11 protein-coding genes are annotated in these 13,046 nt (G+C 48.9%); 2 read left to right on the top strand and 9 right to left on the bottom strand.

Going from position 1 to position 13,046, the window contains the following annotated elements:
- Window positions 1-52 precede the first annotated feature (52 nt).
- The 6 genes from rnd to EQP46_RS08290 all read right to left on the bottom strand — a co-directional run bounded on the left by rnd (window position 53) and on the right by EQP46_RS08290 (window position 7,136).
- Window positions 53-1,174, bottom strand: coding sequence for a ribonuclease D (gene rnd / locus EQP46_RS08315; protein ID WP_129493200.1), 1,122 nt, complete (start codon window positions 1,172-1,174; stop codon window positions 53-55).
- 158 nt (window positions 1,175-1,332) lie between these two features.
- A complete protein-coding gene (fadD, locus tag EQP46_RS08310; protein ID WP_129493199.1) occupies window positions 1,333-3,021 on the bottom strand; it encodes a long-chain-fatty-acid--CoA ligase FadD in 1,689 nt (562 codons plus the stop codon).
- A 109-nt stretch (window positions 3,022-3,130) separates the two neighbouring features.
- Window positions 3,131-4,012, bottom strand: coding sequence for an alpha/beta fold hydrolase (locus EQP46_RS08305; protein ID WP_129493198.1), 882 nt, complete (start codon window positions 4,010-4,012; stop codon window positions 3,131-3,133).
- 129 nt (window positions 4,013-4,141) lie between these two features.
- Window positions 4,142-4,432, bottom strand: a complete 291-nt coding sequence (locus EQP46_RS08300; RefSeq protein ID WP_129493197.1) for a chromosome segregation ATPase — start codon at window positions 4,430-4,432, stop codon at window positions 4,142-4,144.
- 28 nt (window positions 4,433-4,460) lie between these two features.
- A complete protein-coding gene (gene tsaB, locus EQP46_RS08295) occupies window positions 4,461-5,177 on the bottom strand; it encodes a tRNA (adenosine(37)-N6)-threonylcarbamoyltransferase complex dimerization subunit type 1 TsaB (RefSeq protein WP_129493196.1) in 717 nt (238 codons plus the stop codon).
- Window positions 5,178-7,136: a DNA repair helicase YoaA gene (locus EQP46_RS08290; RefSeq protein ID WP_129493195.1), complete on the bottom strand. Its 1,959-nt coding sequence runs from the start codon at window positions 7,134-7,136 to the stop codon at window positions 5,178-5,180.
- Between the two features lie 226 nt (window positions 7,137-7,362).
- Between EQP46_RS08290 and purU the strand changes: the two genes are divergently transcribed.
- Window positions 7,363-8,199, top strand: coding sequence for a formyltetrahydrofolate deformylase (gene purU, locus EQP46_RS08285; RefSeq protein WP_129493194.1), 837 nt, complete (start codon window positions 7,363-7,365; stop codon window positions 8,197-8,199).
- Window positions 8,200-8,270: 71 nt separating this feature from the next.
- On the opposite strand, the gene EQP46_RS08280 is transcribed toward purU, so the two are convergent.
- The 3 genes from EQP46_RS08280 to EQP46_RS08270 form a co-directional block, all read right to left on the bottom strand.
- Window positions 8,271-8,894: a hypothetical protein gene (locus tag EQP46_RS08280; RefSeq protein ID WP_240671685.1), complete on the bottom strand. Its 624-nt coding sequence runs from the start codon at window positions 8,892-8,894 to the stop codon at window positions 8,271-8,273.
- Window positions 8,895-8,989: 95 nt separating this feature from the next.
- The gene (locus tag EQP46_RS08275; protein WP_129493192.1) at window positions 8,990-10,111 is read right to left on the bottom strand and encodes a hypothetical protein; all 1,122 of its coding nucleotides are present in this window, start codon (window positions 10,109-10,111) and stop codon (window positions 8,990-8,992) included.
- A 144-nt stretch (window positions 10,112-10,255) separates the two neighbouring features.
- Window positions 10,256-10,828, bottom strand: a complete 573-nt coding sequence (locus EQP46_RS08270; protein ID WP_129493191.1) for a VOC family protein — start codon at window positions 10,826-10,828, stop codon at window positions 10,256-10,258.
- Between the two features lie 381 nt (window positions 10,829-11,209).
- On the opposite strand from EQP46_RS08270, the gene argS reads away from it, so the two are divergent.
- Window positions 11,210-12,940 carry an arginine--tRNA ligase gene (gene argS, locus EQP46_RS08265; protein WP_129493190.1) on the top strand — a complete coding sequence of 577 codons (1,731 nt, stop codon included), beginning with the start codon at window positions 11,210-11,212 and terminating at the stop codon, window positions 12,938-12,940.
- Window positions 12,941-13,046: the final 106 nt, after the last annotated feature.

Below are 13,046 nucleotides of genomic sequence, written 5' to 3'. Positions count from 1 at the left end.
TTACTGATTGATGAAGCCCTAGGTCACCCAAAGATTCATCGCTGCAGCGGCGTTATTTACGCAGTAGCGGTAGGACTTTTTCTTCCAGGTAAGGCTTGCGCCAGCCCGACAGCAAGTCAGGCATTTTTTCTGGATTGCACGCGTTGATCCACGCCCATTTCAGCATTTGGTGAATCTGCTTTTTAGACCCAACAAACTCAGGTACCACACCGAGTTGTTCTGCCACCGCATTGGTTTGGTCTTTAATGTTCTTCACTGTCTGCTTGTAACTCGGCATATCAACCAAGCGCGCAATCGGTTCTGGGTAATGCGCTTCCGGTGTTTTGTCCGCTTCTAACGCCATGGCGATCAGGCGTTTACCGTGACGCTCCAGTTCAAAGCGATCAAAGCCTTCATCCGCCATTTTTTCGAGCGAACGAATCTCAAAGCGTGCCACTTTCCAAAGGTTTAACTCTTTCACGACAAAGTTTAACGCAAGGTCACGACGCTGCGCTTCTTTCAAACGCCAGCTGGCTAACTTCTGCAGCACCGCCAGTTGTTTAGGGCGAAGTTGCCATGCATTTTTGATGTCTAAGTATGCTTTGTCAGGATCAGGCGTTTTTCCACGCTTACTCATCATCAAGGCACACTCTTGCTTCACTGCCTCACCCCAACCTGTTTGCTCAACGCGTTCCGCCAAAATTTCGTAAAGAGGAAGCAAGTAGTGAACATCGGCTGCGGCGTATTCAAGCTGCTTGTCACTCAATGGACGTGCACACCAATCGGTACGTGCTTCGCCTTTGTCGAGTGCGACACCAAGGTACTCATCCACCAGCGCAGCAAAGCCTGTAGACAAGCCGTGACCTAAAAATGCCGCCATGATTTGGGTATCAATCATCGGGGTTGGCATCACACCTGCGTAGTGGTGAAACACCTCAAGGTCTTCACTGCACGCGTGCAATACCTTGATGACAGATTCGTCCGACAGCACCGCCCAAAGTGGCGAAAGATCATCAAGCTCAATCGGGTCAATCAGCGACAGCGTCTCGCCATCAAACATTTGAATCAGACCCAATCTTGGGTACAAGGTGCGTGTACGGACAAATTCGGTATCCAGCATCACGGCAGGAACGTTTCGCGCTTGCTGGCAAACACGTTCAAGGTGGGATAGTTCAGTTACAATTTCAAAATTCACACTATCTTCCATTTTTTGGTTTTTGCCGCGATGAGCGACGCGCCCATCAATCTACAGGGCAATAAAAACAAACATGCCGGCCTAAGCCAGCATGTTTTTAATTGGCGATTCGCCTCTATTGTACGCGCTACTTATTCAGTTAGCACGAGACCTGAGACTCATTCCGCGCTTGCAGCTTTTGCTTCTTGCTCTTCACGCAGTGCGCGACGCAGGATTTTACCCACGTTGGTTTTCGGCAATTCTTCGCGGAATTCGACAATTTTTGGCACTTTGTAGCCAGTGAGGTGTTCACGGCAGTGCGCCAGTAGCTCGTCTTTGGTCAGGCTTGGATCGCGTTTCACGACACACACCTTCACGATTTCGCCAGACGTTTCGTGTGGCTGACCAATCGCGGCCACTTCCAACACTTTGCCGTGTAACGCGACGACGTCTTCAATTTCGTTCGGGTAAACGTTAAAGCCAGACACCAAAATCATGTCTTTCTTACGGTCAACGATGTGCAGGAAGCCATCTTCATCAAACTTCACAACATCGCCCGTTGAGAGCCAACCGTCATCAGTCAGCACTTCTTTTGTCGCTTCAGGACGCTGCCAGTAACCTTGCATCACCTGCGGCCCCTTCACTTGAAGCTCACCGATTTGGTCGTTTGGCAGCACGTTACCTTCGTCATCAACAATGCGAACATCGGTAGATGGTACTGGCAAGCCGATGGAACCGTTGTACTCAACAAGGTCATACGGATAAGCCGCAACAAGCGGTGAACACTCTGTCAGGCCATAACCTTCCAATAGGTGTTTACCTGTCAGCTTCACCCAGCCTTCCGCAACTGCGCGTTGCACGGCCATGCCGCCACCCACGGTTAGGCTAAGGTTTGAGAAATCCAACTCGTGGAAATCTTCGTTATTCAACAAGGCATTAAACAAGGTATTCACGCCGGTGATCGCCGTGAATGGGTGCTGTTTAAGCTCTTTGATGAAGGCTGGAATATCACGCGGGTTGGTGATCAACAGGTTTTGGCCGCCAAGCTCAATGAACAACAGGCAGTTAACCGTTAGTGCAAAGACGTGATACAGCGGTAACGCAGTAACCACCAATTCACGGCCTTCAACCAAGACAGGCGAATACGTGCCTTTGGCTTGGTAAACGTTAGCGAGCATGTTGCGGTGTGAGAGCACGGCACCTTTTGCTACGCCTGTTGTACCGCCCGTATATTGCAGGAAGGCAATATCATCGCCCGTCATGAACGGTTTCACGTACTGCATACGACGGCCTTTCTTCAGAGCAAGGCGCATAGATGTCGCATGTGGCAGGCTGTACTTAGGCACCATCTTCTTGATGTATTTCACCACGAAATTAACAATAGTACCTTTGGCTCGTGGAAGCTGATCGCCCAAGCTCGTCAAAATCACGTGACGTACGCCGGTATTATCGACCACTTTCTCAAGGGTATGCGCAAAATTCGACACAATAACGATGGCTTTCGCGCCAGAATCGTTCAATTGGTGCTCAAGCTCACGTGGTGTGTAAAGTGGGTTTACGTTCACCACCACACAACCTGCACGCAGAATACCGAACAGCGCAATCGGGTATTGCAGCAAGTTAGGCATCATCACGGCAACGCGGTCGCCTTTCTTAAGCTTTAGATCGTTTTGCAAGTAAGCGGCAAATGCACGGCTGCGTTCTTCCAGCTTACGGAAGGTCATCACCTGCCCCATATTGATGAAGGCAGTCTGATCGGCATACTTTTGTACCGACTTCTCGAACATTTCTACCAATGACGGGTATTTATCCGGTGAGATTTCCGCTGGTACATCTGATGGGTAGCGGTTAAGCCAAACCTTATCCACTTGAACTCTCCTATTATTATTCGCGGGTATTTTTCACGGGTATATCCCCGTGCCAGACGCAAAAAAGTTAAACGAGCGTTTTAATACTCAATTAGACCATGAGTAACAATCAATTAACATCCTCATACTCAATGAGGTGTAGCTTGGTCACAAAATCGTTAATCAACGCCGCGGTATCTGCCTGACTTTGTAGGTGACAATGATGGGTTCCTGTCACCGTTTCGATGGTCAGATCGTTAAACCATGCCGCACGTTGTTGGGCCATAGGGCCCCGTAATTCTGGGTAGCCGTCATCACCAATAATGGCGAGCACCGGACAACGAATGCCACGAATCAAATGCTCGGCATGATGCGTTGACATTCGATACACGGATTCGGTTTTTAATTTCGCGTCGTGTCGCCACTGCCACACACCGCCTCGTTGTTCTATGCCACGTCGCACCAAAGGCGCGAGATCATCCATCGGCACTTTGTTGATGCCTCGACGCAGTTTTAACGCCGCTTCAAACGACGGTAAATCACGAGGTTGCTTGAGTGTTTCTCGGCTTAACACGCCACTTCTCAATCGCTCAACCACTTTATCGTCTCGCTCGGACATGGGCCCAAGCGCTTCAATCATGATGAGTCCCTTTGCCCTTTCAGGAAACGCCGCGCACCAACAAGACGCCACTAAGCCACCCAGTGAGTGCCCAACCAAGTACAGAGCGCGATCACCCAACTGCAAGATAAGCTGGTGAAGATCATCAACATAGTCAAAGAAAGGATAGAAGCTATCGGGACCTTTGTGATCAGACAAACCGTGTCCCGGCCAATCGGGTAACACGAGGTCAAATCGTTCGGTAAGCAGTGGCACAAGTGGTTCGAAGCTACCACTGTTATCTTGCCAGCCGTGCAACATGAGAAGCACTGGCTTATTGCTGTCAGTAAGACAGACTTGCGCCGCGAGATCACCATGCCTCACGGCGAATTTTCCTTCTTGTAATGTCATCATGCGCAGAAAACCAACGAGCAATTGAACAGCGTGAGCGCCGCGCTGGGGACGAGCGCGCGCAGCCTAACACAGTAATGTGCAGGGAAGAATATACGGCTTAAGTGGTACGAGGAGTTAAAACGAACCGATTTAGACAAAGATATCAACACCGAATAAGGCCGCCAACTCTTCGCGTCTTGCTTGGTTCTTTATGTCCATGTAAGACGCGAGGGCATGTCGACTTTTGCCATCCGGCAAATCGTAATGAATTTGCTGATGGGCTTCTTGTGCCAGTTCAGGGTTTCGAATACCAAGAGAGACTGCAGTAGCAACAACCGACGGCTTGGCCGTATTCTCACTGGGTGAGGCGTTATCACTTTTCTTGCGCCGCGTGGTGGACGGGCGCTGAATGGGCTGCGGTAATCCTTGAATCGAAACCATGGCTGACCTTATTGATGGTAATTAGGCGTTATTCGCGACCTGGCAGCTTTTTCCACGCTACCGTGTCTCGCAAATACACAGGGCTGGCGTGCTCCGCATCCACAGCTTCACCACGCAACAACGCATGATGAGCAAGCACTAACATGTCTTCTGATTCTGGATACAGAACGCCACTTTCCGTTACGGATAAGTGTAGTTGGCTTGCCAAATCTGGGTAGGCTGGCCAACCTGTTCCCGCGATCGCCCATGCATTTTCTGTGCTGACCGCAGCATTTTCACTGAGCTGCGCTGCGAGCATTTCAGGTGGAAGCACGGCTTCTTCATGGACGGTTTCCCAATCGCCGTTTTCAAGGCGCTGGTAACCACCGAAGTAAATTTCATTCATACGCGCATCAATCGCTGACAATACCTGTGTTGATTGATTACGGCGGTAAGCCTGTTGCGCCATGGCTGCCATGGTGGAAACGCCCACCATAGGAATGTCTGCACCAAACGCCAATCCTTGCGCAATACCAATACCGATACGTACTCCAGTGAAACTGCCCGGTCCACGGCCAAAAGCCAGCGCATCGAGTTCTCGCAAGGTCAAACCCGCTTCCGCCAAAACGCTATCAACCATTGGCAGAATTTTAACCGTGTGCTCGCGGGGTGCCATTTCACAGCGCGCAATCGTGTCGTTGCCGATTTTTAGCGCTACAGAGCAGTTTTCAGTCGCCGTGTCGACGGCAAGAATTTTAGATGTCATTTACACCTCAGGCGTTGCTGGAACTTCAGCATCATCGTTGTTATGTGTGTCTATAGCGGCGAGAAACTCGCTCACTTTCTCTAAATCCCGTGTACGTGGGATTGGAGGTAAACTGCGAAGGAATGTTTCCCCATAGCGTCTGCTCACCAAGCGATTATCACAAATGATCAATGCGCCGTGGTCTCGTCCGTCTCGAATAAGACGTCCTACCCCTTGCTTGAGCGTGATAACAGCATCTGGAATTTGGACTTGGGAAAACGGATCGCCCCCTTGCAGTCTGCAATCTTCGATTCGCGCTTTTAAAAGCGGATCGTCCGGTGCAGTAAAAGGCAATTTATCAATAATAACACAGCTCAGGGCTTGGCCTCTAACGTCAATCCCTTCCCAGAAAGCCCCCGTCGCCACCAATAACGCATTTCCAAGCTCAAGGAATTCCGCCAACAATTTCTGTTTCGACATTTCGCCCTGCACAAGCACGGGCAAATCAAAACGCTCTCGAAAGCCCTCCGATAAATCACGCACCATTTGGTGAGACGTGCAAAGGAAAAAACAGCGGCCGCCATTTTGCTCAATCACAGGCGCGAGCATGTCTACCAGTTTGTCCGCCAACCCGTAGCTATTCGGTTCAGGTAGAAAACGGGGTACGCACAAAATCGCTTGAGACGCATAGTCAAACGGGCTTGGTAACGTAAATTGCTCTGCAGGCTCTAAGCCTAAACGGTGGCTGAAATGGCTGAAGTCGTCGTTTACCGCCAACGTCGCAGACGTGAAGATCCACGCGCCTTGCTGCATCTGAATTTGTTCACGGAATTTTTCTGCGACAGAAAGCGGCGTGATGTTCAAACTGAAATGGTGACGACTGCACTCATACCAATACGAATAACCGGGAATTGACGTGTCGCTCAGTCGCTCCAATCGCGCCTTGAGTATGGTTGTGCGTTCAAACGCCGCATCTAACAATTGGCTGCGCCCTAGCGACAGTTTGATCACGTCATAGGCGAGCGTGAGTGCATCTGACAATCTCACTAATTCACGCGCCACTGCGGGTGACGCGCTGATTTCTCGCCAGTTACCGCGAAAGCCCGGCTCGCCGAGAACAATACGCAAATCCGACGCCGAATGAGACAAACGATCCGCCACTTTATCAAGCTGCTTGGTGTCTCGCAGTTCCGTTCGGTATGCAATGTGAATGTCTTTGGCGAGCTCTTGAATCTGGCGGCTAGATAAGCTTTGACCGAAGTATTGGCTGGCAATGTCTGGAATTTGGTGGGCCTCATCGAAAATGAACACTTCCGCCTCGGGGATCAACTCACCGAATCCGGTTTCCTTTATGGCCAAATCCGCCAAGAAAAGATGGTGGTTCACCACGACAAGATCAGCATCCATTGCTTTCTTGCGCGCTTTGACGACAAAGCATTCTTTATAACTTGGGCATTCTTTTCCAAGGCAATTGTCGTTCGTTGACGTGATGGTAGGAATGATGGGGCTGTCTTCTGCCAAATCATCGCACTCGCCCAAATCCCCGCTTTTGGTTTCAGATGACCAACCGCGTACTTTCACAAGTTGCGTGAGCAAGGTAGGATCGGCTTGACCGTCATGACTTTCAATCAACTGACGCCCCAAACGCTCTGGACAAAGGTAGTTGGATCGCCCTTTTAACAGCGCAACGCGCCCCGTGAAACCCAGCGTATTCATCATCAACGGCAAGTCACGATGAAAAAGCTGCTCTTGAAGGTTTTTCGACCCTGTACTGACAATGGTTTTCTTGCCACTAAGCAGCGCAGGCGCAAGATAGGCATAGGTTTTACCCGTACCCGTTCCCGCTTCTACCACCAGCTGGGAGCTGTCTTTTATCGCGCGCTCAACAGCCATCGCCATGTCCGTTTGCGGTTGACGTGGTTGAAAGCCTTTAATGGCTTTCGCGAGCGCACCTGTTGTGGAGAAAACCTTCGAAATCATTGGTCATATATACAGTGTTAGAAAGGACTGCATTATGCCAACAATCCCACCGACCTGCCATTCATCAAATGGGAAAGGTGTGATAGTGAGAGTATGACGGTGAAAAAACAGCGCTATTCAGCCCATCTATCTCGAATTTTTGACCTATTGGAAAATTCAGCGTAAAACAAATGGAAAACGTATCTGCTTTACAGCACCACTTTGACTTCGCGAGATTCACGCTTCTATGGAAAGAAAGACTCTGCTGACGGATTGTCCTGACGCGCAAGGCCTCATCGCCAAAATCACCAACATTTGTTACAAGCATCAGCTCAACATTATCCATAACAACGAATACGTTGATCACAGCACTGGGCAGTTCTTCATGCGCACAGAGCTTGAAGGCATCTTTAATGATGAAACCTTCTTGATGGATATCGACCAAGCACTGCCTGCAGGCAGCCATCGCAGCCTCGTTGATGCCAAGCGTCGCAAGCGCATAGTGATTCTCGTCACGAAGGAATCGCACTGCTTGGGTGACATTTTGATGAAAGCGTATGATGGCTCGTTGGATGTTGATATTGCTGCCGTCATTGGTAACCACAATACCCTTGCGGCATTGACGGAGAAGTTTGATATTCCATTCCACTTCGTTAGCCACGAGAACGTCGAACGCGAAGCACACGAGAATCAGGTTATTGAGATTATCGATTCTTACTCACCGGATTACATTGTGCTGGCCAAGTTCATGCGTGTGCTCACGCCAAACTTTGTTGCCCGCTTCCCGCGTCAAATCATCAACATTCACCACAGTTTCTTGCCAGCCTTCATTGGTGCGCGCCCGTACCATCAGGCATACCAACGCGGTGTGAAAATAACGGGGGCAACGGCGCACTTCGTCACCAATGATCTTGATGAAGGCCCAATCATCGACCAGAACATCAAGCATGTTGACCATACATTTAGTGCTGAAGACATGGTGAAAGCAGGGCGAGATGTCGAGAAAACAGTGCTAAGTAATGCACTCAGTTTGGTGCTTGAAGACAAGGTCTTCGTTTACGGTAACAAGACCGTGATTTTGTAGGCACAACTGCAAAAATAAACGCAAACAGGCCGAGTTAATCGGCCTGTTTTTTGTCTTTGCATTGGTTTCAATTAAAAGGAAACACTGCCCCCCACCGACCAACTGTAACCTGTATTGTCGCCATACATGCGAAATGCAGTGCCTTTGATGTAAGGCGAAACCTTCCACACTTGATTCCATCCCAACGTCAGCTCCAGTTCATTGCTTCGATAATCACTGTCGCTATCACCCCACATTTCATCGTCATACTGTCTCAATGAATGCGTATAGGTTGCCGAGGCATACCACTTTTCAAAATATCGGCTGTAGCCTGTGTAGAGCGCTTGTTTATCGCCTGCTTCAAACTCCCAGCCACTGTCATCAATCAGTTCGTATTTACCCCCAAACTTAATCGAAGACGCAGGGAAAAATTTAGTCACCGAAAGATCGATGAGATGGCTGTTTGTTCGCACACCAAAGTCACCTAGCAACACGTTATCCCATTGGGAATATTCGTAATAACCCGAGAGTCGAACATAGTTATCAAACATGTAGGCATGGCCATAACCAACCGCAAACCAGTTGGCTGAATCCGCCCCCAAATACAGATACGAATCATCCTTGATATCCACCGAGTATCCCAACTCTAAAATGTTGTCTGAATAGCTCACGTTCATATTGGCAGATGCCATTGCTGGTGACAGTAACAAGCTCATAAGCAGGATGTTTTTTATCATAGTGTGTGGGCGCGTCTCGTGGCTTTTGGGATAAGAAGAAAAAATGGCTCCGGGTAACCGGAGCCGAAAAGGAATTACTGGCTAATACGGTGACGAATTTCGCTGCGCACTCTGTCGCGGTCGATGTTTCGCGCAGGGGCATTTATCTGCATCGGCTGCGGGTTGTTTTTGATGTGATCTTCAATCTTGCCTTTTACATTGTCCCAGCCGTGACGCTGAATATTACGGATCAATGCGATGGTGTAGCGGTTCCCTTCATTGCCAGACACACCAAGGCGAGAGAGCATATCTTGTCCGTGACGATACACCCCTTCGTAAACACTTTGGATGCTGTCATGTTCAGTGCCTAGGTAATCATTGATACTGCGCAGCACCGCTTGTTTGTCTGAGTCAGCCACGTTTTTATCAATGTGCTTTAGTGCATCAACCACAATCGAGTGAGCAATCGATACATTGCCATTGAATGAGAATGCTAACGCGCCAAGTTTGTGTTGAAGATCGAGATCCGCATCTGTCGTTAGGTAGTAAGCCACCACAGTGAATGCAGCTTGCTCCATCTTGGCTTGGTCGTAATGAATACCAGATCCGTATTTAAGATACTCGCCGATCAGATCATCTTGGTTATATGCTTTGATGATTTCTTTTTGCAGATTGAGTACCGCAGTAATATCGTCTTTGGCGACGTAATCAAGATTCGAGTCAACACCAAAGTCGTAATCTGGGGTGAAAGCAAAACGGGTAATATTGAAAAAATAAACCTGCTGTTTATAAATCACACCAATGGTGCCATCTCCCATAATTCTTGCTGCGACAGCCTCACCGTCTTTATCAACAAGAGCAAATTCTTTCGTCATCTCATCATAACCAGTGATTTGGTATTCCTGCCCCTCAAAGCGCACTAGCCCATCGTTATCAACATGAATATCGCCAATTACACCGCCCCAGTCGGGTGTATCTCCAATATCCAGCCCCCAGTCCGGTGTCTCGTCAAAATCAGGGATAACAGGTGCTGCTGGAATCCCAAAATTGGGATCAGCCGGCTCAGGGCGATCAACTGTCGGTGGATCTATACCGAAGCTCGGATCTGTCGGTTCTGGGCGGTCAACAACATGATCGTTGTTACCATGGTTTGATGAAGAGCATCCTGCCACGACAAAAGTTGAGCCTAGAATGAGGGCCAATAGCGTTTTCTTCATAATCGTCACCTGTAAGTTGAGTACGCGAGTAAGGTAACGAGATTGCTGAAGATGCTCTAATTGTCAGTCCTTATGGTGATCATAAGCAGAGCTAATGAGGCAAATTTTAGCTCTGCGAAGTGAGGAGGAATGGGACTTTTGCGGTTACTGCTCGCTCTCAATCACTTGTTCTAACGTGACCGGATGGAGCTTGATACAAACACCTTTAGCCTTGAACGCGACCGTAGGGTTCGCCAACCGCTCCCCTTCTCCAGACGGTGAACTGAGTTTGACCTTCACGCCCTTCTCTTCCAATGTGTCCCATTCACTTTTTAGGGCTGGAAATAAAGCGAACACATCTTCAAGCAAGGCTTCTGGCGTGGTGGCGAGAGAAGGAATAACCCACTCCGCATGTTCCCAACCCTCTTCTGGGTAAGCTTTATCGCCAGGATAAGGCAATTCCACACAGTGTGTTTTCCAACCACCAAACATGAGCGCTGCATGTGTTTTTACCACCACGATTGGGCGCCCGTTGATCATGTTGTTTGAAATTTCATCGCCGTGTGCCAACCATGCTTGATGCAATTGTTTGGCTTGCTCTGCGTCATTCACGCGAAGGGCAATGTGGTCAGTGTCATAAGGCGAAAGATCAAGCCCGAGCGTGTCAATCAACCCTTGTAAACGCTGGCTAAACGGCAGCAGTGAGGAGAAAAGGTGCTCAACAGTAAGTGATGACATGAATATCTCTTTAATCGTCATGGAAAACACTCTTAGTATCCCATCCCAAGAACGGCATTAACAATAGCCTATCGAACGCGTGAATTTTCTCCAGAATCCTGTTGTAAAGAAATGAACAAAGCGCGGCGACAATGAAATCAAGGTATTTCACCGCATTTGGGTTTCAAACCGCAGCTATTTGTGGGTATTATTACGCCTATCTATCTGCACCCGTATTCTGTGCCGAACGCTTGGTATTAAAGCCGTCAACCATGCCCTGCAATGAACATTTATCATTGGGTATCGTTGACGGATTTTTGCTTTAGTACCATGACAAGTAAGCCCATCGTCGTGATCCAATATCACGCGGTGTCAGTCGGGTAATAAAATTAAGGTAAGCACGTGAATATTCAAGCCCTTCTCAATGACAAAGTATCGGCAGCGATGGTTGCAGCCGGTGCACCAGAAGGCAGCCCAGCTGCAGTTCGTCAATCAGCAAAACCACAATTTGGTGACTATCAAGCAAACGGCATCATGGGCATTGCTAAAAAACTTGGCGGCAACCCACGCGATTTCGCGCAAAAAGTGTTGGATGTACTGGATCTCGATGGCATTGCTTCGAAAACTGAAATTGCGGGTCCAGGCTTTATTAATATCTTCCTTGATACAGAATGGTTAGCAGCACAAGCTGATGCAGCCCTTTCTGACAGCCGCCTAGGTGTGGCAGAAGCTGACAAACAAAACATCGTTGTTGACTACTCAGCACCAAACGTAGCGAAAGAAATGCACGTTGGTCACCTGCGTTCAACCATCATTGGTGATGCCGTTGTTCGTACCCTTGAGTTCTTGGGCCACAACGTGACACGTGCTAACCACCTTGGTGATTGGGGCACGCAGTTCGGTATGCTCATCGCGAACCTTGAGCGTCACGAAGCGGAAGGCGGTGACATCTCGATGGACCTGAGCGACATCGAAGGCTTCTACCGCGAATCTAAAAAGTTGTATGACGAAGACGAAGCGTTCGCGAAAACGGCACGTAACTACGTTGTTCGCCTACAAAGCGGCGACGAGTACTGCAAAGAAAAATGGAAAACGCTGGTTAAAATCACCCTTGAGCAAAACCAACGTAACTACGATCGCCTAAACGTTTCGTTGACTGACAAAGACGTGATGGGTGAAAGCATGTACAACAGCATGCTTGCAGGCATCGTTGAAGACCTTAAAGCACAAGGCTTGGCGGTTGAAGATGACGGCGCAATGGTTGTGTTCCTTGATGAGTTCAAGAACAAAGATGGCGAAGCGATGGGTGTTATCATCCAAAAACGCGACGGCGGCTTCTTGTACACCACCACGGATATCGCGTGTGCGAAATACCGCTACGAAACCTTCAATGCAGACCGCGTGTTGTACTTCATTGATTCACGTCAGCACCAGCACCTGATGCAAGCGTGGACCATCGTACGTAAAGCAGGATACGTTCCTGAGTCTGTGAGCCTAGAACACCATGCATTCGGCATGATGCTGGGTAAAGACGGTCGTCCATTTAAAACTCGCGCAGGCGGTACGGTACGTTTGGCTGACCTGCTTGATGAAGCGGAAGTGCGTGCGAAGAAACTGATCGAAGAGAAAAACCCTGACTTGTCTGCTGAAGAGAAAGCAAACATCGCAGAAACTGTTGCCATGGCTGCGGTGAAATACTCAGATCTGTCTAAGCACCGTACCACTGACTACATCTTCGACTGGGACAACATGCTGGCATTCGAAGGTAACACTGCACCGTACATGCAGTATGCTTACACCCGTGTAGCATCTATCTTCAACAAAGCAGGTATCGATCCTAACGCTATCGACGGTAAGATCTTGATTGCAGACGACAAAGAGAAAGCACTTGTGTCTAAGCTGCTTCAATTCGAAGAAGCAGTACAGTCTGTTGCGCGTGAAGGCCAACCCCACATTATGTGTGGTTACCTCTTCGAATTGGCGGGCACTTTCTCTAGCTTCTATGAAGCTTGCCCAGTGCTAAATGCTGAAGGCGAAACGAAGCAAAGTCGTTTGAAACTGGCTGCGCTGACGTCGAAAACTATCAAACAAGGTCTTGATCTACTTGGTATTAAAACGCTAGAGCGTATGTAAACCAAAAGCTGAACCTTGTTCACAAAATGAGAGCCCCGATTGTAAAGATCGGGGCTTTTTTCGTTCTCAACTAACACAGCGTACGGTTTGTGCATATCATTACTGA

This window comes from Enterovibrio baiacu (genome assembly GCF_004120195.1).
Classification (GTDB): Bacteria; Pseudomonadota; Gammaproteobacteria; order Enterobacterales; family Vibrionaceae; genus Enterovibrio; species Enterovibrio baiacui.
Note: the sequence above shows the minus strand (reverse complement) of the source record. Positions and strands in the feature narration are given on the sequence as shown.